Annotated in this window: 15 protein-coding genes and 1 tRNA gene; 3 read left to right on the top strand and 13 right to left on the bottom strand. The window is 64.0% G+C overall.

The window, feature by feature from the left end; genetic code table 11:
- Window positions 1-7: 7 nt before the first annotated feature.
- From sucC to HMPREF2565_RS02285, 3 genes are all read right to left on the bottom strand, one after another.
- The gene (gene sucC / locus HMPREF2565_RS02295) at window positions 8-1,180 is read right to left on the bottom strand and encodes an ADP-forming succinate--CoA ligase subunit beta (protein WP_210385870.1); all 1,173 of its coding nucleotides are present in this window, start codon (window positions 1,178-1,180) and stop codon (window positions 8-10) included.
- A 203-nt stretch (window positions 1,181-1,383) separates the two neighbouring features.
- Window positions 1,384-2,028 carry a hypothetical protein gene (locus tag HMPREF2565_RS02290; protein WP_071406815.1) on the bottom strand — a complete coding sequence of 215 codons (645 nt, stop codon included), beginning with the start codon at window positions 2,026-2,028 and terminating at the stop codon, window positions 1,384-1,386.
- 54 nt (window positions 2,029-2,082) lie between these two features.
- The gene (locus HMPREF2565_RS02285) at window positions 2,083-3,312 is read right to left on the bottom strand and encodes a L,D-transpeptidase (RefSeq protein WP_071406814.1); all 1,230 of its coding nucleotides are present in this window, start codon (window positions 3,310-3,312) and stop codon (window positions 2,083-2,085) included.
- A gap of 286 nt (window positions 3,313-3,598) precedes the next feature.
- Here HMPREF2565_RS02285 and HMPREF2565_RS02280 point away from each other — a divergent pair.
- Window positions 3,599-3,671: transfer RNA gene (locus HMPREF2565_RS02280), tRNA-Lys, on the top strand.
- 51 nt (window positions 3,672-3,722) lie between these two features.
- Here HMPREF2565_RS02280 and HMPREF2565_RS02275 read toward each other — a convergent pair.
- From HMPREF2565_RS02275 to HMPREF2565_RS02255, 5 genes are all read right to left on the bottom strand, one after another.
- The gene (locus HMPREF2565_RS02275) at window positions 3,723-4,265 is read right to left on the bottom strand and encodes a 2'-5' RNA ligase (protein ID WP_070509727.1); all 543 of its coding nucleotides are present in this window, start codon (window positions 4,263-4,265) and stop codon (window positions 3,723-3,725) included.
- Between the two features lie 11 nt (window positions 4,266-4,276).
- Entirely contained in the window at window positions 4,277-5,038 is a 762-nt protein-coding gene (locus HMPREF2565_RS02270; RefSeq protein ID WP_070509729.1) for an ABC transporter ATP-binding protein, read from the bottom strand.
- Complete coding sequence (locus HMPREF2565_RS02265) at window positions 5,029-6,144, bottom strand: FecCD family ABC transporter permease (protein ID WP_209167932.1); 1,116 nt, start codon at window positions 6,142-6,144, stop codon at window positions 5,029-5,031. Before HMPREF2565_RS02265 ends, HMPREF2565_RS02270 begins: the two co-directional genes overlap by 10 nt.
- A 2-nt stretch (window positions 6,145-6,146) precedes the next feature.
- Window positions 6,147-7,295, bottom strand: coding sequence for an ABC transporter substrate-binding protein (locus tag HMPREF2565_RS02260; RefSeq protein WP_070509730.1), 1,149 nt, complete (start codon window positions 7,293-7,295; stop codon window positions 6,147-6,149).
- Window positions 7,296-7,563: 268 nt separating this feature from the next.
- Window positions 7,564-7,842, bottom strand: coding sequence for a DUF3618 domain-containing protein (locus HMPREF2565_RS02255; RefSeq protein ID WP_010191207.1), 279 nt, complete (start codon window positions 7,840-7,842; stop codon window positions 7,564-7,566).
- Between the two features lie 197 nt (window positions 7,843-8,039).
- Between HMPREF2565_RS02255 and bcp the strand changes: the two genes are divergently transcribed.
- Together bcp and HMPREF2565_RS02245 are read left to right on the top strand one after the other, a co-directional pair.
- Complete coding sequence (gene bcp, locus HMPREF2565_RS02250) at window positions 8,040-8,510, top strand: thioredoxin-dependent thiol peroxidase (RefSeq protein WP_070509732.1); 471 nt, start codon at window positions 8,040-8,042, stop codon at window positions 8,508-8,510.
- 3 nt (window positions 8,511-8,513) lie between these two features.
- A complete protein-coding gene (locus HMPREF2565_RS02245; RefSeq protein WP_070509734.1) occupies window positions 8,514-9,152 on the top strand; it encodes a TetR family transcriptional regulator in 639 nt (212 codons plus the stop codon).
- 13 nt (window positions 9,153-9,165) lie between these two features.
- Here the strand turns inward: HMPREF2565_RS02245 and HMPREF2565_RS02240 are convergent, their stop codons facing one another.
- The 5 genes from HMPREF2565_RS02240 to HMPREF2565_RS02220 all read right to left on the bottom strand — a co-directional run bounded on the left by HMPREF2565_RS02240 (window position 9,166) and on the right by HMPREF2565_RS02220 (window position 21,476).
- A complete protein-coding gene (locus tag HMPREF2565_RS02240) occupies window positions 9,166-9,591 on the bottom strand; it encodes a holo-ACP synthase AcpS (RefSeq protein WP_070509785.1) in 426 nt (141 codons plus the stop codon).
- A 36-nt stretch (window positions 9,592-9,627) separates the two neighbouring features.
- On the bottom strand, window positions 9,628-10,380 hold the full coding sequence (locus HMPREF2565_RS02235) for an ATP-binding cassette domain-containing protein (RefSeq protein WP_046647351.1): 753 nt from the start codon (window positions 10,378-10,380) through the stop codon (window positions 9,628-9,630).
- A gap of 2 nt (window positions 10,381-10,382) precedes the next feature.
- Complete coding sequence (locus HMPREF2565_RS02230; RefSeq protein WP_070509735.1) at window positions 10,383-11,441, bottom strand: ABC transporter permease; 1,059 nt, start codon at window positions 11,439-11,441, stop codon at window positions 10,383-10,385.
- Complete coding sequence (locus tag HMPREF2565_RS02225; protein ID WP_070509737.1) at window positions 11,438-12,433, bottom strand: substrate-binding domain-containing protein; 996 nt, start codon at window positions 12,431-12,433, stop codon at window positions 11,438-11,440. The genes HMPREF2565_RS02230 and HMPREF2565_RS02225 overlap by 4 nt, the downstream gene beginning before the upstream one ends.
- Window positions 12,434-12,530: 97 nt before the next feature.
- Window positions 12,531-21,476, bottom strand: a complete 8,946-nt coding sequence (locus HMPREF2565_RS02220; protein ID WP_071406819.1) for a type I polyketide synthase — start codon at window positions 21,474-21,476, stop codon at window positions 12,531-12,533.
- Window positions 21,477-21,479 lie beyond the last annotated feature (3 nt).

The raw sequence follows: 21,479 nt of genomic DNA, 5'->3' as shown, positions 1-21,479 counted from the left end.
TCTACTCCTAGTTCGCCAGCTCAGCAGCCCTGCGGGCAGCAGCATCCATGGTTTCAACCTGCTCCAGTTTGGGCAGGCGTGCGTCATTAAGAATCGAGCGTCCCAGCTCGGCATTGTTGCCGTCGAGGCGCACCACGAGCGGCTTGGGTTCGATCCCCTCAGAATCCAAAATCTTGTACGCCTGCACGATGCCCTTAGCAACCTCGTCGCAGGCGGTAATACCACCGAAGACGTTGACGAAGACAGATTTCACCTGCGGGTCACTGAGAATCACCTCAAGCCCGTTAGCCATCACTTCCGCATTGGCACCACCGCCGATATCCAGGAAGTTCGCGGGCTTCGGCTGCGATGCAAGGTCCTCGCCGGCGTAGGCCACGACGTCGAGCGTTGACATCACCAAGCCAGCGCCGTTGCCGATGATACCCACCGAACCATCGAGCTTGACATAGTTCAGCCCCATCTTCTGCGCCTTGAGCTCCAGCGGGTCGGTCGCACCGTGGTCTTGCAGGTCGCGGTGCTCGGGGTGGCGGAACTGCGCGTTATCATCCAGCGTGACCTTGCCATCGAGCGCAATAATTTCGCCGCTTGACGTCTTGACCAGCGGATTAACTTCCACCAGCGTGGCGTCTTCCTCGGTATAGACCGTGTAGAGCTTCTTAAACACGGGCACGAGCTTAGCGACGTCCCCCTCATCAAACCCCGCCTCATATGCCATGTCCCTAGCGAGGGTGTCCGTCATGCCGTCGAGTGGGGAGAAACTGCGCTTAATCAGGGCATCTGGGCGCTCCTCAGCCAGCTTTTCAATCTCCACGCCACCTTCCTTGGAGAGCATGGCCAGGTAACGGCGCTTGGTGCGGTCGAGGAGGATCGAGAAGTAGTATTCCTCAGCGATGTCTGCGCCTTCTGCCACCATCACCTTGCGCACGGTATGGCCCTTGATTTTCAGGCCTAGGATCTCGTTGGCCTTCTCCGCGGCTTCCGCGGGGCTGTGCGCTAGCTTGACTCCCCCGGCTTTGCCGCGCCCACCGGTTTTGATTTGTGCCTTGACCACAACCACCGGCGTGCCCAGCTTCGTAGCTGCTTCCTCAGCCTGCACGGCCGAGGTCGCAACAATGCCCTTCAGGGTGGGAACCCCATGAGCTTCAAAGAGGTCTCGAGCTTGGTACTCGTAGAGATCCACTTCTGCCTCCATCTTTGCAGTGAATAACTAGTTCTCCACAAGATTCACCAAAACAGAGACGTGATGCAAACCACTTAACATTTGTGCCTGCGTAGTGCTTCACAAAGTGAGCAGGCGTGACACAACGCCGCCCGTTGCGGGGCCACAGTATGCCAATAATGAATTAACTGACTTTACTTTCGGGGGCACCCTAGACGGTAACCCTAGGCAACGCTGTCAATAATCGCGGCCAATTCCTTCGATGCGCTCTTCATATCTTCCACGTCCTTCGCATCACCCATCGAGTGCCGGAACATGTAGTTAATCACTTCCGCATTACCCACGGTGGTCACGCAAAAGAACTGCCGCAGGTCCGCCTCCGGATGCTTCGCACAGGCAAAGTAGCGTCCGCCCTCAGTGAAGTCGAGGTCCTCAAAAGGTTTGACTTCTTCGCCGTTCTCTCGCTCCTGACGCTGATAGTCCTCAGCGACGAATGAGCGTACGTCTCGCGCGGCCTGCTCATTGTCCTGCGGGCAAGGATCGGTTTCTTTCTCATCTAGATAGGTGGAATTGACCATAAATTGCAGCCCATCCGCCTGATAGAAGCGCCCCCAGCCATCAGGCTCACCCGCGTCATACGTGGGGTCGTGCGCCAGGCCAGCGAATTCCTCCGGCATCGCCTCCAACAGCGCCGGGATATCGAATTCAGTAGCGCATGTACCTTCCTCAGCCGGAGCGGCAGCGCTGACGCTTGATACGTGCGGGCTTGCACTTTCGCTTTCCTCATGCGCGCTACCACTTTCCGACGAGCACGCCACCAACGCCAACGGCGCTAGTAGCACTATCGCAGCGCGCATATACCAGTTCATCCGGGACCCTTTCCTTGGCAGTTTTCCGCAAGGCTACCCCGGCAATCAACCGGGCTACTGGTTAGCGGTAGTGTTCCCCGCAGACCACGTCTCCCAGTCCATGTTCCAATCCCCCAGGCCGTCGAGCGGGCTCAGCACGCCACCGCCAGTATTGGAAACCCTCACGATATCGCCGCGCTTGACCGTGTTTTGGAACCACTGAGCAGCCTCAGTAGTCACGTTGATGCAGCCGTGGGACTGGTTGTAACTGCCCATCGCACCCACAGCCCAGGGCGCCGCGTGGACATAGATTCCGGAGTAAGACATCTGGGTCGCCCACTGAACGTCGGTCTTATAACCGCCGGCGTCGAGAGCCAGGCCAAAGGTAGTCGAGTCCATAGTGAGGGACGGGTACTGGTCACCGATGATGTAGGCGCCATTCGGGGTGTCCCACTGACCATCCCTGCCCATCGACACCGGAATGCGGCGCAGCACCTCCCCATTCTTGAACACCGACATCATCTTCGTGTTGTTATCGACCAGCGTGATGACGCGGTCACCGATAGTGAAGTTGGTGGAGGCATCCTCGCCGCCGTAAACACCGCCGCCGAGGTTGCGACCGTACAGGTCGACGTCGACAGTCACTTTCGTGCCCGTCTCCCAGTAGTTCTGCGGGCGCCAGCGCACCTCCTGGTTATTTACCCAGTAGAACGCCCCCTCAACGGCGGGCTCGGTCTTGACCGTGATGGCCTTCTCGGCCGCCTTGCGGTCGGTGACGTAGTTGCCGAAACGCACGCCGATAACCTGGCCCACTCCTACTTCGGAGTCCGGCAGCGGGCTCAACGCCACCTCAGACACCGCCGCGGCCTGCGGAGTGGTGAAGGTGATGGTCTTGTGGGTGCCATTCTTGTCTGTGGCATCGATGGTGTAGGTGCGGTTGTACCCCAGAACCTCGGCACTCTTCCACGTGGTCGAATCACTCGACAGCTCGTCCTCCACCACTTTGCCGGCCTCGTTGGTCATCGTCACCGACTTCAGACCCGCAGGAGAAGTGACCTCGACCGGTTCGGAAGGATCGACATCACTAGCGCCGTCTTTGACAGAAAACTTTAGTTGCTTCGCCTTAGCGGCTGCCGAGGCCGAAGCATCCGCCGCCGCACTCGCTTGGGCGTCTGCCTCAGAGTGACTATCGGCCGGGCTGGAATTCTCGGCCCCGCCAATGGTGCAGGCAGTCAGAAGGGAGGCAGTCGCAATGAGACTCGAGAGAAGCACTGCGGGACGTGCAGAAGGGAATAGAGAGTGCACACAAACCCCTAGCTCATAAAAGGACAGACAAGGACAAGAGTGCACTAAGCCTAACCGCCCGCACGGCCTTCTAACTAGTTAGCGCCACCGCCCTTAACCGTTTCGTTACCGGTCTTCCCCACTCCCACACTCCACACTTTCAAAGAAGAGACAAGTAGCCGCAACCTTAGGAGCTCAAAAACCTTTATTCACCTGGCGATTTTACCTTTTCAGGAAGAGGGTGTTAAAGTTACATCTCGTTGCACGGCAGGCACTGAGGAAATCAGAGCCAGCTAGGTAAACACCAGCGCCATTAGCTCAATTGGCAGAGCAACTGACTCTTAATCAGTGGGTTCGGGGTTCGATTCCCTGATGGCGCACAATATCACCCCCGCCCGGGTTATCCGGAGCGGGGGTTTCCTGTTTCTTAATCACTCCGCGGATTCGCGCTCGCGACCGACGGCCACAGACCCACCAAAGATGTCGAGGCGCTGTGTCTTAGGCCGCCACCACGCGGCATAGTCAGCCCTAAACTCTTTATGCTCCGGCCCGGCGATTTCATCGAGTGCGCGCATATAGTCGGGCACGAGCGCTCTAGGCAGGCGCAACCCCATCGTCAGGTGCGGGGTCCACCGCGGCCCGCGGCCTTCCGGGTTTGCGGCGCTAACCTGGCGCGCAGCGATCTCCAGGTCATCCGTGGTTTCCAAAAGCCACGCCACGGTCTGCTTACTTTTCCTGCCGAACACCACCGTCCCGACGCGATGAAACAGCGCCGGCAGTAGCGGCGGCAACAGAGTGCGGGCCTTGTCGACGACTGCGGTCTCGAGCGCCGGCGCAAACGTTACCGTAATGTGCGGGCGCTGGTGCTGCACCGGAAAGCCACGCTGAGCCAGGGCAGCATAGACTTCCCGGATCGTGTCTTCATCCTCCGGGGTGAGGTACAGCAGGAGGTTCTCGGGCGAATTTCGGCTCACACGGCCCGAGTCTAACTAACCTCTCGCAGCGCCACGATGGGTTGCCCGCGGTGGTCCAGCACATCCGTCTCTACGCCGTAGACCTCGCGCAAGAGTTCCTCCGTGAGCACCTCCCCCGGCGCGCCGTGAGCGCGTCCCTTGCCGCCGTGAAGCACGACAAGCTGATCGCACATCCGGGCGGCCAGATTGATGTCATGAATCGCCACCAACGCGAGGCTGCCTTCCTCCCGAGCTTTTGCCCGCACGCGGCCCAAGACGAAGAGCTGGCGGTTGAGATCGAGGGCAGAAGTGGGCTCGTCGAGAAGCATGAGCCCAGGGGTCCCCACGAGCATCTGCGCCACGGCGACGAGCTGGCGCTGGCCTCCAGAGAGCTCATTGAGGTAGCGCTGCGCAATCTCATCGAGCCCCATGGAGTGCAGGACCTCGGCTGTGCGGGTGATTGGGTCCTCGCACGCTTCGCGCCGCGCCGCAATCAGCACTGCCTCAAACGCGCGCAGCGCCGCGGTGTGCGGCAGGCCCTGCGGCACATAGCCGATGAGCTGGCGGCGCCGCTGTCCGCGCGGGCTCTGGCCGTCGACGCGAAAGCCCACCGTGCCGCCCCGCGCGCGATGCACGCCAGCGAGCGTCTTGATGGTGGTGGTCTTGCCGGACGCATTCGGCCCCAGCAGCCCCACGACCTGCCCGCCGCGCAGGGTGGGAAGGCTCAGCCCGTCCACCACCGTGCGCGAGCCATAGCCGGCAGATAGATCGGTGATGGTGAGTTCTACGTCCACAATGCCCTCCTCCGAGTCATGACGATGGCGATGAAGAATGGCACGCCCAGAAGCGAGGTGACGATGCCGATGGGGATGGCCAGCCCGGGCTTAATCAGGAGGCTGAGCGCGTGGGCGGCGCACATCACCGCCGCGCCCGCGGCCATGGAGGCCGGCACGAAGTAACGCTGGTCCTCACCCACCAACATGCGCGCGATGTGCGGGCCCACCAGGCCGATAAATCCGATGATGCCGGCGAAAGCCACGGTGGTGGCCGCGACGAGCGAGACCACGACGAGCACGATCACGCGTAGGCGGGAGGTGTTGATACCGAGGGCGGTGGCGCGGGCGTCGCCAAGCCGCAGCGCCGTCAGCCGCCACGACAGCGCTCCCAGGATCGGCAACGCCACCGCAAGCACGCCGGCCAGCACGGCGTTGGCCTGCCAGCTAGCGCGGGTGAGCGAACCCATGGACCAGAAAACGATCTGTTGGAGGGCCTCGCTGGAAGAGCGGTATTGAATGAGCGCCAGCATGGCCTGGAAGAAGAAGACGAGGCCGATGCCGAGCAGCACCATCGTCTCGGACTTCGCACCGCGAATAACGGCGGCAACGACGATGATGGCTGTGGCCAGCGCCGCCGACAGCCACGCGATGAGTGCGAGGTTGAACTGCGGCTGGGCCAGAAGCTGCCAACGCAACACGATGGCGCTGGCTCCGCCGAAGGCAGCCGCCGCGGAGATGCCGAGGGTAAAGGGCTCCGCCAGCGGATTATCCAGGATGGTCTGCATCTGCGCGCCAGCCAGTGACAGGCTGGCCCCGATAAGCAGCGCCATGACGGCCATAGGCAGGCGCAGGCTCCACAGGACTGTACGCGTTTGCTTGTCGACGCCTCCCGGATCCACCATCCCCCGCAGCACCTGCCCCGGGGTGAGGTCGATGGCGCCAACGATCACGCTAAGAACGAATGCGGCGAGTGCTACGACGATAAGCCCGGCGACGATGGCGATACGGCGGCGGGTCACGCGGGAGTGCTCGCGTGCGAGGGCCTCCACGGGAAGCACCGCGGTTTCTGCGCGCGTGGTCCGTTCAGGGCTTGCCGAGCGCGCGGTTGAGGTGAGAATGCTCATGACTAGTTGGTACTGAAGAAGGTTCCGTCGCCGGGAACGGGCGAGTATTTCTCTTGGGCTTCGGCCCATTCTTGCTGAACGTCGACGTCTGCGTAGTCCTCTGGGTGGAGCCACGCGGCGATCTGAAGGAGCGCCAGGTAGTTGAAGGGCGAGTTGTAGAACTGGTGCCACAGGCCGTGGAGGTTGTGCTCCTTGACGGCGGAGAGGTCCTCAAAACCAGGTTGAACGCCGGCCAGCGAAGCGGCGCTGTCATGGGCGTCCTTTTCGCTGATGCCATAGCCGGCGGCAGCGAAGCCGGTGTGGCCCTTTGCGTTATCGACCTTGGCGGACCAGTCGCCGCCGGTGGCGATGATCATGTCGGGATTGGCGTCGATGACCTTCTCCGGGGTCAGCGCGCCGGACTCACCCTCGATGATGCCGTCTGCCACGTTCTTTCCACCGGCGACGTTGACCAGCTCAGAAATGTTGGAGTCATTCCACGAGCCGCAGCAATCGGAGACACCCGCTGCGCGCCACACGAAGGTGGAGGGCTTGTCCTGCGCTTTCGTGGCGCGCTCGGTTACCAGATCCACGTTCTTTTGCCAGTCCGCGATGAACTCCTCCGCGCGGTCCTCGTGGCCGAAGATATCGGCGAAGATTTCCATGGTGGGAATGGTGTTCTCCAAGGGCTTGGCGCGGAAGTCCGTGACAGCATAGGTCAGGCCGGCCTGATCCAGCTTGTCGGTGAGCCCAGCGGTCTGGGAGGCCTCGTACTGATCCTTGGAGAGCACGATGAGGTCCGGGTCGAGGCTGATGAGCTCCTCCACAGTGACATCGCCCTTGGTGAAGCCGCCGATTTCCGGCAGCTCGTTGACTTTGGGCGTGGTCTTTTCCAACTCGCGGTAGTAGTCGGGCACATTCTGCTTCAGGTCCGATCCGATGGCCACGACCTTGTCCAGCGGGTCTTCCTTGTTGAGGATGCCGGTGGCAAAGACGCTGCGGCCTTCTCCCAGGATGACGCGTTCCGGCGCGTGGTCCAGCTCCACCTGGCGGCCGGCAAGGTCTGTGAAACTCACAGCGGCAGTCCCCTGCGCTCCCGTGGCCTGCTCGCTGCCGGCATCGGCATTGTCGGAGGCACAGCCCGCCAGCGCGCTGGCCAGCGCCGCCACCATGGCGCACGCCCCTACTACTCGCCCGGCGCGCGGACGGGATGCCTGGCCTGCAGGCGTCGATACGTGAAGCACGATTTCTCCTTCAAACTTTGGTCTTATGGTCTGTTCGGAGGTTCATACTACACAGACAGGTAAGGCTACCCAAAGCCCGCATAGGGTAGGCAATGCTTCCAGTAACGCATACGGAGCGCAAAAATGCCCCACCCCGGGGTATTTCCCAAGGCAGGGCCTCTAGGTATGCAGTCGCGCCCAACGGCGCTAACCGGCTCTAGCGACGCTCAGCGAGCAGGCGCTGCAGCTCCTTGATATCGGACTTGCGGCGCTTGGAGCGGAAAACGGAGAAAGCGATAAGGCCTACGACGGCTGCACCAACGCCGGCGAGCGCCATCTGCACATTGCGCTCCTGCAACTTCTGGGTTGCCGCGCCCTTAGCGTCCTCGACGAAGTTCTGCGGCTTGCTGCGATCAGCCAGCTCATCCAAGGTGCTAGCCAGCTGACGGCGGGTGCGCTCGATGTCGCGCTGGATATCATCAATGTTGCGTGCCACGTGAATCTCCTGAATTTGGCTTCGTTCGGTGTTGTTGCGGTTAGTGTCTTTCTAACCGTTGAGGTTCTAACGTGGACATTCTACATTGACCACCAGCTCCCCTGCAGAGTTGGCCAAGTTTTGTCTCAGCTGTGCTGCGGCGAGCGAACTGAGATTCACCAAAGAGTCCTAAGGGAGAGCACGGTAGGCTATACACCATGACTGAAGCACAACGACTGTCCGTGGGTGACAAAGCCCCCGCTTTTTCCCTCAGCGATGATGCCGGCAACACCGTAAGCCTGAGTGACTATGCCGGCCAGCGCGTGGTGGTCTACTTCTACCCGCGCGCCAACACCCCTGGCTGCACGAAGGAAGCCTGCGACTTCCGCGATAGCCTAGAGCAGCTCAATGGCATGAACATCGCCGTGGTGGGCATCTCTCCCGACAAGCCCGAGGCCCTGGCTAAGTTCCGTGAGGACCACGAGCTGAACTTCCCGCTGCTCTCTGACCCCGATAAGGAGGTCATGACTGCGTACGGCGCTTTCGGTGAGAAGAAGAACTACGGCAAGGTAGTCCAGGGAGTTATCCGCTCCACGTTCCTCGTCGAGGAAGACGGCACCATTGGCCAAGCCATGTACAACGTCAAGGCCACCGGCCACGTCGCCCGCGTGCTCAAGGGGCTCAACTAAACCGTGGAATCTAGCTCGAAGTCACCGGAGATACTGGTCCCTAGGCGTCGCCCAGCGCAGGCGCGTAGCCGGGCCAAGTATGACCGGATTTTGTCCTGCGCGCGTCAGACGCTCGTGGACCATGGCTTCGAGTCTTTTACTTTCGACGAGGTCTCGCGCCGCGCGGAAGTGCCGATTGGCACGCTGTATCAATACTTCGCCAACAAGTACGTGCTGATCTGCGAGCTTGACCGCCAAGACACCGCCGAAATGCTGGCGGAGGTTGAGCGTTTTTCCCAGCGCGTGCCGGCCCTGCAGTGGCCGGACTTTCTCGAGGAGTTCATTGATCGCATGGCGCGGGTCTGGCGCGAGGACCGCTCGCGCCGCGCAGTGTGGCATGCCGTGCAGTCCACGCCGGCCACCCGCGCCACGGCCGCTGATACGGAGCTGTCTCTGCTCAAACCCATCGCCGAGATCATCGAACCACTTGCCCAAGGAATGGACGAGTCCGCCCGCGTGGAGATTGCGGCCTTCCTCGTCCACACCGTGGTCTCGCTGCTTAACTACAGCACCATGCGCTCGGAGGAGAGCTTCGATGGCGTGGTGGAAGAAATTAAGCGCATGCTCATCGCCTATCTCTTTGCCATCGCCACCAGCGCCTAGATCATGGCGTGGGTTATGGCGTGTGCCGCGAAAGGTGCACGATAGCGGTGGCGTAATCACCATCGTGGCTGATGGACAACGCCGGTGAAAAATCCCCCAAGGACTCCCGCGCGAGGCGGGCAATCTCGCCCCGCAGTTCAAGTGCTACGCGGCCCCACGCATCGGGGCGGACCTCAATCTCGGCCCAGTCCACGGCCTCCTCCGCTAGGACCGGCGGATGCCCGTAGAGCGCTTGCGACCACGCCTTGATGAAGGCCTCCTTTGCCGCCCAGCGCCCTGCGAGGTGCTGCGCGCGGGCAGCACCGCTCAGTCCACGGGCCTGCGCCACGCGCAATTCGGAGGCGCTGAAAACCTGCGCGAAGTGCGTGCCGGGAAGCTCCAGCTGCTGGGCAAAGGAGGGGATGTGCACCAGGTCGGTGCCCACGCTCACGCCACTCATAGTCATGCAGGCCAGCTTAGTTACGCCAACTGTGGCCTAGCGCGCCAGCTCCTGTTTGAGCTCCTCCAGCTCGTCACCGCCGGCCATCCACTGGGTCAGCTCCGGCAGCGTGACCTCCTCCTTGGAGGCATCCAGCGACATCTGCCCCACCGTGAGCACGATGAAATGATCGCCCACGAGGTAGGCGTGCTGCGGGTTGTGCGTAATGAACACCACGCCCATGCCGCGTTCGCGGGCGGCGTCGATAAAGCGCAACACCATGCCCGACTGCTTCACACCAAGAGCGGCGGTCGGCTCGTCCAAGATGATGTAGCGCGCGCCGAAGTAGATGGCGCGGGCAATCGCGACCACCTGGCGCTGGCCGCCGGAGAGAGCGGAGAGTTCCACGGAGACGTCGCCAAGCTCAATGCCCATCTCGGCCAGCTGGTCATGCGTAATCCGCTTCATCTCTTCCTCACGCAAGCTCCCCAGCGCCCCGGTTAGTTCCTGGCCCAAGAAAAAGTTGCGCCACACCGACAGCGAAGGCACCAGCGCCAAATCCTGGTACACGGTGGCAATTCCGGCATCGAGGGAATCGCGGGGGCTGGCGAAGTTCACCTCTTCCCCATCGACGGTGATGGTGCCGCCCGTGGGCTGGTTGAGGCCGGCGAGGATCTTGATCAGCGTGGACTTGCCCGCGCCGTTATCACCCAGCACGCAGGTCACCGCCCCTTCCTTCACGCTGAGGTTGATACCGCGCAGGGCGTGGAAGTTGCCGAAGGTTTGGGAAATATCGTGCAGCTCAATCATGATTATCGCTTCCTCGTAAAGTTGGCCACCGAGGTGTTCGTGAGCACGGCGAAGAGCAGCATGGCGCCGAGGAAGAACTTGAACCAGTCGGGGTTCCAACCGGCGTACACGATGCCCTGGTTGGTCATGCCGAAGATAAGCGCGCCGATAGCGGTGCCCACCGCCGTACCGCGCCCGCCGGTCATGGAACAACCGCCGATGACCGCGGCGATGATGTAGAGGAACTCGTTGCCAATGCCTTGGCCTGCCTGGATGGAGTCGAAGGCAAAGAGGGTGTGCATGCCCACGAACCACGCTGCAAATCCGACGAGCATGAACAGCGCCACCTTGACGCGGCGCACGGGAACGCCGACGGCGCGGGCGGCTTCATCGTCGCCACCAACGGCGAAGATCCAGTTTCCCCAGCGCGTCTTGTACAGCACCCACGAGGCAATGGCGACGAAGAGGATCCACCAGATAACGGTGGCGCGGATACTCAAGCTGCCGATGTGGATGGTGCCGGCAAAAATGACGCGAGCAGAGCCGAAGCCTTCCATGTCCGAGATAGTCGGGGTGGCAACCTGGCCCGTGACCAGCTTGGTAATCGCCAGGTTGAGGCCCTGCAGCATGAGGAATGCCGCCAGCGTAATAAGGAAGGAATCGATCTTGGTGCGCACCACGAGGAAGCCGTTGAGCGCACCGATGGCCAGTGCGGTGATGAGGGACAGCCCCACGCCCACCCACGAGTTGAGGTGGAAGTTGTAGTTGAGCATGGTGGCCACGAGCGCCGCGGAGGTCACCGCCACGCCGGAGGATAGATCAAACTCATTACCAATCATGAGCAGGCCCACCGCTAGGGCCACAATGCCCAGCGTGGAGCTGGCGTAGAGCACCGTGGAGAAGGCCTCCACTGAGCGGAAGGCGGGCGCCACGATCATAAAGAGGACGAAGATGACCACAGCACCGAGCAGGCTGGCCAACTCTGGGCGGCGGATGAGGCGCGCGAAACCGCTGCGACGGGTCAGGCGCGTATCGGCGGGGCTAGATAGAGCCTCGTCTGATGCAGTAGCGGTCTCGCTCATCGCAGACCTGCCTTAGCGGATTCGGAGATGATGTCCACGTTGGTGGAATCCACGAAGGAGGGACCGGTGTACACGGGGCGGCCGCCGCCCATCGTGGAACCGTTGCGGTGCGCCAACCACAGCGAGTCGACGGCGAGGTAGCCCTGCATATAAGGCTGCTGATCGACGGCCCACTCGATGCGGTTGTCCGCGATGGCGTCGACAAGCTCGGCGTTGGTGTCGAAAGTGGAGACCTTGGCCTGGGAGGAGGCGTCAGCAACCGCGTCGGCGGAGCGCATCGCCACGGAGGCCTGCAGCGCCATGACCCAGTCAATGGACGGGTCCTGGCTCAGCTTCGCGTTGATGGTGGACTGCGCAGCAGTGAGATCCTTGCCGTTGACGTACAGGATCTCCACCTTGCCGTTGTCCAGCCCGTCCTTCACGCCGGCGCAGCGCGACTCCTGAGAAGAGTTGCCTTGCTCGTGGATGACGCACAGAACGTGCTTGGCGCCATCGTCCTTGAGGCGCTCACCGGCCTTGGTGCCGGCGACCTTTTCCTCTTGGCCGAAGAAGGCGCTCATGCCGTACTTCTGGTAATCATCCATGCCGGCGTTAAGCCCCACGGTGGGGATGCCGGAATCCGCAGCTTTCTTGGCCACAGGGCCAATCGCCCCAGAGTTAGGCATGGTCACGGCGATGCCGTCCACGCCGGAATCGATGGCGGACTGCACCAAGTTAGCCTGGTTGGGCGCTTCCGGGTCGGAGGAGTAGCGCAGCTCGATGTTGTCCTTGCGGGCGGCATCCTCCGCACCTTTGCGCACGAGGTCCCAGTACGTATCTCCCGGCGCGCCGTGGGAAATCATGGCGACGACAAGACGCTCGGTGTCGACGCCACCGGCTAGCTCACCGTCAGCTTCGGGACGGGGAGCACCACCGGTGGCGGAGCAGGCGGCAAGAAGGGTGGCAGCGGCTACCGAAATAAGGCCTAGTAGTGGCTTCTTAGCTTTATTCACCCTTGCATGGTGCCCCAGATTGGGGGACTTCTCCAACCCGTCTGACCTGCTTCTTTATCGTTCCAGAGGGTGCACGCTGGGGATACTCTAGCGCCCGCTACCCCCGTTGTGTTGTGTTTCCTCCCTCCGGATCCAGGGTGCCTCCGCGCAAGCGCGCGGACTCGCTCAGCAACGCTGCGGCCTCTCTTTCGGTCACCTCGGTAGCTGGGCCCGAGCCGAGGTTGCGGTTCACCGGCCTCTCGTACAGCGCTGCTCCACCTCGCATGGCATCTTCTAGGCGCCGCAGACCACGCCGCTCGCGATCGGTAGCGGCTGCCCGCCAGGCTTCGGCCACGCCCCCACCCTGCTCCCGAGCCAACGCAGCAAAGAAAGCACCCGGGTGGACCAGCGCGATGAGGGCGGAAACATGCCCGAAGCCCAGGGAGGTCACCAGGCCCGCCTTCGGCGGGGTGCGGCGAAGGTCCAACGGCTGGCGCAGCCACAGCAGGTGCGAGTGACGGCGCAGCGCGGGGTCGACGCAGTCGAGCGAACGGTTCGGTGGGAGGACTCCACTACGCAGCGCCTGAGTCAGACCGACGAGCTGGAAGGCTGCGGCACCGCCCTTGGCGTGCCCGGTCAGGCTCTTCTGCGAAACCACATACAGCGGGTTGCCGGGGCTGCGGCCGAGGGCTGCGGCGATGCGCTCGTGCAGGTCAGATTCGTTGGGGTCGTTGGCGTTGGTGGACGTATCGTGCTTCGACACCACCGCAATATCGTCCGCGCCCACGCCGAGGGCCTTCAGCGAGCGGGCCAGGCGGGAGTTTGTGCCGCCCCGCGCCGCTGAGAGCGCACCCAGGCCCGGCGCGGGGATGGAGGTGTGCGCGCCGTCGGCGAAGGACTCAGCAAAGCCCACCACGCCGAGGACCGGCAGCCCCATCTCCGCCGCAAAGGTTCCCCGCGCAAGCAGGATGGTTCCACCGCCTTCGGATTCCACGAAGCCGGCGCGGCGGCGGTCGTTAGCGCGGGAGAAGAAGCGGTGCTCAATCCCCTTCGCCGCCATCTCGGCGCTATCGGCCGTGGCCGCCATGTCACCAAAGCCGGTAATCCCCTCGATGGACAGGGCGTCGATACCACCGGCCACGACGAAGTCCGCCTTGTGCAGGCGCAGCTTGTCGACGCCCTCCTCCACCGACACCGCCGCCGTGGCACAGGCGGCCACGGGGTGCACCATCTGGCCATAGCCGCCGACATAGGACTGCATCACGTGCGCAGCAATGACGTTGGGCAGCGCTTCCTGCAGGATGTCATTGGGCCGCGGCTGGGCCAAGAGCTTATCGACGTACAGCGAGCGCAGCGCCTCCTGACCCGCCATGCCGGTTCCCTGGGTGGAACTCACGCGCGCCGGGTGGACGTGGGTTAAGAGCTCGGCGGGACTAAAGCCTGCGGAGAGGAAGGCATCCACGGTGCACACCAGGTTCCACAGGGCGAGGCGGTCGAGGTTATCCACCATGTCCGCCGGGATGCCGTAGACCTGTGGGTCGAAGCCCTCCGGTATCTGGCCGCCCACGAAGCGGGTCATGGCCACGCGCCGCGGAACCCGCACCGCGGAGCCGGCGGGCCGGGTGACCTGCCATTCGACCTCACCTGTCGCGCCATCGACGCGGCGCAGCGTGGCTCCCTCGCAGCTATCGACGAAACTGCGCGCTGTCGCCTCATCCCCCACGGTGAAGCTCAGCGGCTTCTCCAAGTAGATGGTGGTCAGCTCGGGCGCGAGGTTATCCACCATAGGCAGGTGCGGGCCGAAGTCATCGTGGAAGCGCCGCACACCAATCCCGGCGAGCACCTCGTCGTGGAAGCGCGCGTAGACGTCTTCCTCGGCTATCTCCTCGCCTTCGGCAGTCAACCAGCCGGCCGTGTGCTCATCCCAACTGATGAGCCCGCGGCTCCACGCCAGCTCCAGCACGCCAGCCGCAGAGAGCTCTCCACCGACCTCCGCCTCATAGCGGGTACGCGAGGAGCCCAGCGGACCGAGCTCTCCCGCGCCAACGATGACCACCATGTCCTCGAGGGACTGCGTCACCGTGTTGAAGTCGGGGCTGGTCCACTCTGCAGGCTTCAACACATTCGGCAGGGCCTTCGCCGTTCGCGGAGCCTTCTCTTCGCCCGATCTAGCAGCTGCGCTCGATGCATCTGCATCCTCTGACTGTGAATCCCGGGCAAGCGCGGCTAGGTCTAGCTCGGCCTCGGCCAGCCCGCCGGTGAGGTCAAAACTCAGCGGTGAAGACGCTGCCTGGGCGCGAATGTGGGGGGAGGCGGTGGCGTCGATAAGCTGCACCGCCATCTCCTTCGCCGAGAAGGTCCGCACGCCGCGGGCCTCCACCTGAGCAACCAATGGATCGTTGCCGCCCATCAGGCCGGTGCCGCGCACCCACCCGATGTGGGCATGCACCAGCGAGGTCCGCGCACCCCAGCTGGATTGCTCGGAAGACCAGCGGTTAACCAAGGCGTCGAGGGCCGCCTTGGCCTCGCCGTAGGCGCCGTCGCCGCCGAAGCGCCCGCGGTTCGGCGAGCCCGGAAGCACCACGTGTAGCCGGTGGCCAACATGTGTATCCGCGCCCACGGCGGACAGCGACGCGATGAGCTTCTCCACCGACCACAGCAGCAGACGCATCTGGGACTCCGCCCCTGCCCCGGCATCCACAAGAGTGCCGGCCACACGCGGCGCGGCGAAGGGGAAGAGAAGATCCGGCACGTAAGCAGGCTTGAGCTGTACGGACTTTCCGCCCACGATGGCGGTGTGCTCCGCCGCAATCCATTCCACGAGCGCATCCACGTCCGCGAAGGAACTAAGGTTTGCTGGAACCACCCACAGCGCTGCCGCCCCGACGGCCCGGCTGCGGTAGAGCTCCTTATAAAACTCCAGGCGCTCGTGTTTTAGCTGGGAGGTCGTCGCGATGACGGTTGCGCCCTCCGCGAGCAGTTCACCGATGAGTTCGGCGGCAATCGAGCCCGGCGAGCCACCCGTCACCACGGCTACTTGGTCAGCGAAGAGCAACCCGTCGGCCGGGGTGCGGGCATCGCGGGCCAGATGCTCATAGCCGAAGTGCTCGGCTAGGAGCGCAACTTCCTCGCCGGCGCCCAACACGTCCAGCTCGGGCTCTGCTTCCCCGGCGGCCGCCGCGCGAGCGATGTCCTCGCGGGCGCTGGCCCAGCGGTCGTCGAGAAGCACTGCCTTGCGCGCATCAAAAGCGGGGGCGACGCGCTGCTGCCAGTCCGGCCCCAGCTCCGTGGCAACGAGTTGCTCCAGCTCCGTGTGTGCTGCGCTGTCCCCCTGCTCAATCGGGGTCTCCTCACGGCCGAGGGCGGCGAGTGCGGCGCGGGCGGAGTCCTCCAGCGCCGATTCAAGACGCTCGGTATAGGCGCGCACCGCCTCCGGGTCCACGGTCTCGTGTGGCGTTGCCGCTGCGGCCTTCTGCAGCGCGATTCCTTCGCACTCGCCGGCAGCGCGCACCGCGGAGTCGATCAGTTCATCGAGCTCAGCTACCGACACCACGGCAGTCATGGGCAAGCTAGCCAAATCCCCGCCGCGCAGCGAGGAGCCCTCGCGCGTGCCCAGGACCAGCTGTACCGTCGCGTGGTCGGCCCATCCAGTGCCCAATCCCCACGTACCGCTCACACGCTCAGCCACGTAGCCCGGCTTCTTGCCCGCCGGTCCCGTCAGCCGAGTCAGTGCCTGCGAGACCTGCTCTGAGAGGACCTCCCCGAAGGTTGCATAACCCGGCGCGCGCTGAGCCACGCTCTCCGCCAGCTGCGGGATGGCAGCATCCGCGGCATTCTCGATGGCACTGATGCCGAATTCCGATCCGAGGTCGACGAGCAACTGGTTGCGGCGGGAGGACACGCCTTCCACGAGGGTTTCGATCGAATCAGTCGGCGCGATCTGGTCGGGGCGGACCTTGGTCCACAGCGCGATAAGCATCTCGAGGGCCTGGTGCACGCTCAGCGGGAGGTCCTCGATGGCGGCCGGCGCCTCCTCACGGGGTGCCTGCACGGTTTCTTCCTGGTGTGCCCTGTCGATTGCCTGCCTCGACTCAGATTCGACCGATTCCGCTTCGGCGCTAACCGGTTGTGCGGCATGCTCTGCGACCGCCTTCGCTGCTGGCCCGGGTGCCGGCTCGGCGTCTTCGGCAAAGACTCGCCCATGGTCGCGCTCATAGTTGAGCACCTCGAGGTCTGCGCTGCCCGCGTACTGGGGAAGCCGCAGGGTTTGGCCCAACATGTTGGACAGCGTGGGCGCGGTGCCAACGCCAACCTCGATGAAACGCTCCACTTCGAGCTTCCCAAGGAGCAGATCCTGGGTCTCTATCCAGCGCACCGGGGAGGCAAACTGCCAGGCCAAAAGCTCGATGAGCAGGGTTCGGCCAAGACGCGCCGGGCTCGCCATGGCACCATCGAAGTCCGCGAGGATCTCCGCGATAGGCTCCGAGTCCACCACTTCTGCGATGGCCTCCACGAACTCGCGGCTGAGCGCGAAGGGCCGCGCCACGAGGTTTGGAATATAGCGCCCCACCAGCACCTCAAGGTTGACCTCCTGAGGGATGAGGGCGTTAAGATGCGCGCGGAAATCTGCCACGCCGCCCACTAAGCGGGAGGAGTGGAAGGGCACGTCAATCCCCGGGATGGGGATGACGGCACGTTGCCCAGGGGCGCGCCGCTCGGCGTCGCTCGCCAGCGCATCCAGGCCCGCCTTCGTGCCGGCCACTGCATATTGGCGCCCGGCAATATTGTGGTTGACCACCTCAAGGAACTCGCCCGTCTCCGCGGCCACGCCCGCGACGTGGGCGAAGGCTTCGGTCGCGCTCATCCCCATCTTGTGCGGGCGCAGCGCCGCCAGACCGTAGAGCGACTGGCCCGCGGCATCGCGCTCGACCAGATGGTGCATGGTCAGCCCGCGGACATAAACGATGTCCAGGACCGCCTCCAAGGACAGGACCTCGGCATAGGCGGCCAGGGCGTTGTACTCGCCCACCGAGTGTCCAGCGAAGAAGGCACAACTTTCAAGGACCTCGGATTCTTTAAGCGCTGCAATCTGTGCGCAGCCCAGTGTGGCCATGGCCACCTGCGTGAACTGCGTCAGATACAGCACGCCATCCGGGTGCGTGAAGGTCTCACCAGCCACCACCACGGTGTCGGGGTTGTGGCGGACGATCTCCAGGATGGAGAAGCCCAAGCTTTGCCGCGTGTGCTCATCCGCACGCTCCCACACGGCGCGCGCCGCTGCGGATTCCGCATAGTCCTTCATCCCCATCCCCGGGGACTGGATGCCCTGGCCGGGGAAGGCATAGAAGGTAGTGGGGCTGCTCATCGTCGCTCGCGCCTGCAGCACCGGAACGCCCTGGCTGGTGGCGGTCACGCTGCGGATCTCGCCGTAGCCGCTGCGCTTGTCGACACCCACCCGTTCCACCTCGAACTCCACCTCACTGCCGGGAAGCACGGGTGCAAGCCAGGTAACGGACCACTCGAGGACGCGAGCCCCGTCGAAAGCCACGGCTGCTTGCGCCAGCGCCGAGGTCCACATGCCGTGGACGATCGGGCCTTGACGATGCCCCGCCAGTGCCGCAGCGTTCGATGACAGGTGGATGGGGTTCCTATCCCCCGTTACAACGGCGAAGGGCCGCAGTGATTGCGGTGCCACCGCGGTGGTGCGGTGGCGGAAGGAACGCGGAGTCTCCCGGAAGGAGGACTTTACGCTGTCTTCTTGACCGCTTTCTTGTGCACCATTAGTTGTGGCGCGCACGAGCTCGAGCGCAGTGCCACCGCGCCGCCCGGTAATCAGGAAGCGCTCGTGCATCTGCGCGAATTCATGTTCTTCGCCGTGCACGGCGACGTTGACAGCAACGCTCACGTCAATGAGGCGCCCCGAGGGCGTATCGCGAACGTCTTTCAGTTCTGCGATGTAGCTCAGTGCCAAGGGCTCGGAGCCTGGGGCGGCGCTGCTGCGAAGCAGCTCCCTGGTGTCTGGCGTGAGGCTCAGCGAGTGCTCGAAGTGGACGAGGTCAAGGAAGCCTTCGACCAACGGCTCCCCGGACTCTGTGTGGGCACTGGCCAGGACAGCGAAGAGTGCCGGCCAGGCGCGACCAAGGAGGACATCGGGCGAGACAGCAGTGCTCATCTCCCCGCTCGTCACCGCACCATACTGGGCAATGTCGGTGGCGTTGAGGTGAACGTTGACTGTTGCGGCCCCGGAATCAACCTCAGGTAGGTCACCGCCGGCGGCTTGGCGCAGCAGCTCCCGCATGGCGGATTCGGCATCGTCGACAGTGACCAGTGGTGAGGCACCCGGAATACGCGGCAGAGTGATGCGCACACGCAGCCCAGCTCCGGAGTGGAAAGGAACGGTCAACCACATGGCCTCCTCGCCCGCAGTTTCCAGCTCGGCCCCATCAAGGCCAAGGCGCAGGGGGTTGGGCTGCTCGCGCCCGGCCCAATTCAGGCTCGGGGCGCGGCAGATGAGCTCTTCAGCGCTAAAGGCGGGCTCGCCAGAGTCATCATCAGTTCCGTCGAGAAGCGCAAGCGCCGCCTGTTCGAAGCAGCCGAGTATCTGCGCCACCGGCACGTTGGCCTGCGTGATTCCCTCAACGGCTGACGTGCCGGGGATGATGCAGACCTCATCGGCGGAATAACGCTCATTGTGGGCCTGCCACAAGGTGTCGTGGCGCCAGCGGCGGCGTACGTCCGCATCAATGACCGGGACGAAGTTCGCGGGTTTGCCAGGGCTATCCACGAGCTGAATGAACCACGCGGCGTCGGTCGGGTGCAGCGCCGCGTCACCGTAGAGTTCGGTCAGCTGAGCAATTGCCTCAGCCGGGTGCTCACGGTCGACCTCAACGCACAGCTCAATCTCGCCGTGATCGGCCGGGTGGAGGCGGGCTTCGGCGCGAGTCACCATGCGGGTGAATCGGCTCAACCAGGATTCATCAACCCAGCCGTCCAGGTAGGACAGCTCAAGGTAGCGCTGCAGCCACTCGGAATAGGACATCTCATCGAGGTCCCCGAAGTAGGGCTTGCACGTGCGCCCGATGGCTTCAATGATTTCCGCGCGGCGTGCTTCTACGGCCGCGGCGTCACCGGCCACCGCATCCAGCAGGCGCCCGGCGCGGGCGAAAGAGTTGTCCAGTTCATGGATGTCCGCGCCCAGGTCCGAGCGGCCCGACACAACGTCCCCGCTGTGCGCGGCGACGAGAGCATGCTTCACCGACTCGGATGCGGTGGACTCCTTCGCCGCCATGGCGGCGGTGCCCACCATGATGGCATCGACGGGGGCTGCGGGCAGGCCGAAGCGCTGCGCCCACGTACCCAGGAGGTACTCCGCGCCACGCGCCGGGGTTCCGATTCCCCCGCCGACGGCGAGGAGGACATTGTCGCGCTCACGGATCCGCGCGTAGGTGGCAGCCAGAACATCATCGAGGCCCTCTAGGGAATGGTGGCCACCGGCCGCGCTACCTTCCAGTTGCATGATGACGGTGGTCTCGGGGAGAGCATCGGCGATGCGGAGTACGTCCTCCACCTGTGTCGAGGTGCCCGGCTTGAAAGCGACCCAGGGGATGTTTTCCGCGTGGAGCTTTTCCACCAGCTCCACGGCTTCCTCCACAGGAGGAATGCCGGCGGAGATGACCACGCCGTTGATGGGTGCTCCTCCTGCGCGCGCCTGCAGGATCGAGTTCGGCCCCTCAATCTGGCGGCGCCACTGGGAGGCCGCGAGATACAGCGCGTTGAACTGGGCATTCACCCCGGGCTGCAGCAGCCTGCGCAGTACACGCAGGTTCTCCTGCAGAATGTCATCGGTGTGCTGTCCCCCGCCGGCCAGCTCCGCCCAGTGCCCAGCGTTGGCGGCCGCGGCGACGATGGCCGGATCCACCGTGGTGGGGGTCATCCCGGGGAGCATGACCGGTGAGTAACCGGTGGCCTGCGTAAAGGCAGTCACCAGGCGCCCGTCTGTCACTCGCGGTGCCCACTCGGGCCACGCGCGTGGCAGGGCGGGCGCGTGGCCCGGCTCCACGAGCTGGGCCAACCCTTCCGGTGCAGCGACGGCCAGCGTGCCCACACCGCGCCCGGCAACGATATCTCGAGTCAGCGGCTCCACCCCGCGGGCGGGCCCGATTTCCAGAATCCAACGCGCCCCGGCCTGAAGCGCTGTGTCAACGCGCTCGGGCCAATCCACGTAATCGGTCAATACCGCCCGCGCGAGCTGCGCGGTGGGCTCAGGATCCAGTCCGATCCGGTCCGCCCAGATTTCCACCTGTTCCACCGCGTGCTTCATGGTGGGATGGTGGAACGCGGCTGAAACCTCAAGGTCGGTGACAGCGACGGCGGCTGGCTCCCCTTCCCGATCTTCCTTGAGGTCCGAGCTCTCTTGCAGCGCGGCCTTCACCCGGGCAAGTTCAGCCGGGGTTCCGCCGATGACGAAGCGCCCCCGCCCATTGTCGAGCCCGATGTGGGCGCCGGCGTCGAGCAGTTGCTGCTTCGTCGCGCCGGTCACCGCCGCCATGGGCGCGCCCTGCGGGGTGCGGACCAGCCCAGCACTTCGTGCGGTTGTCTCCAGAGCCGCGCCGATGAGGCGTGCCAGCGCCAGAGCCTCGGCTGGGCTCATGCGTCCCTCAACGACCGCCGTGGCAAGCACGCCCTGGGAGTGGCCAATGTTGGTGACGGCATCCTCGAGTTCAATTCCGTGTGCACGCAGCGATTCGAGGACCGCTAGCTGCGCGGTGAGGATGCCGGGGGTGGAAAGCGAGGCGTCGGCAAGCGCGTGTGCCCACGCCGGCTCCTCGTCTGTCCAGTCCAGAGGCGCGAACCCGTGCGGAGTGGCAGGCAGAAGCTCCTCCTCCAGCGGGGCAAGGAGTTCCTCGGTCTTAGCAAGGTACTCCGCGATGTGTGGCTGCGCACCGGTAGCAAGGGCATCGCGCAACGTCGGCAGCCAGGCATAGCCCTGACCGGAGAAAGACAGCGCGAAAGGCTCGGAGGCCAAGCGCGCGGACAAAGGCACAGAGACGTGAAAATCAGACACCTG

Source organism: Corynebacterium sp. HMSC072A04 (assembly GCF_001809235.1).
Classification (GTDB): domain Bacteria; phylum Actinomycetota; class Actinomycetes; order Mycobacteriales; family Mycobacteriaceae; genus Corynebacterium; species Corynebacterium hiratae.
Note: the sequence above shows the minus strand (reverse complement) of the source record. Positions and strands in the feature narration are given on the sequence as shown.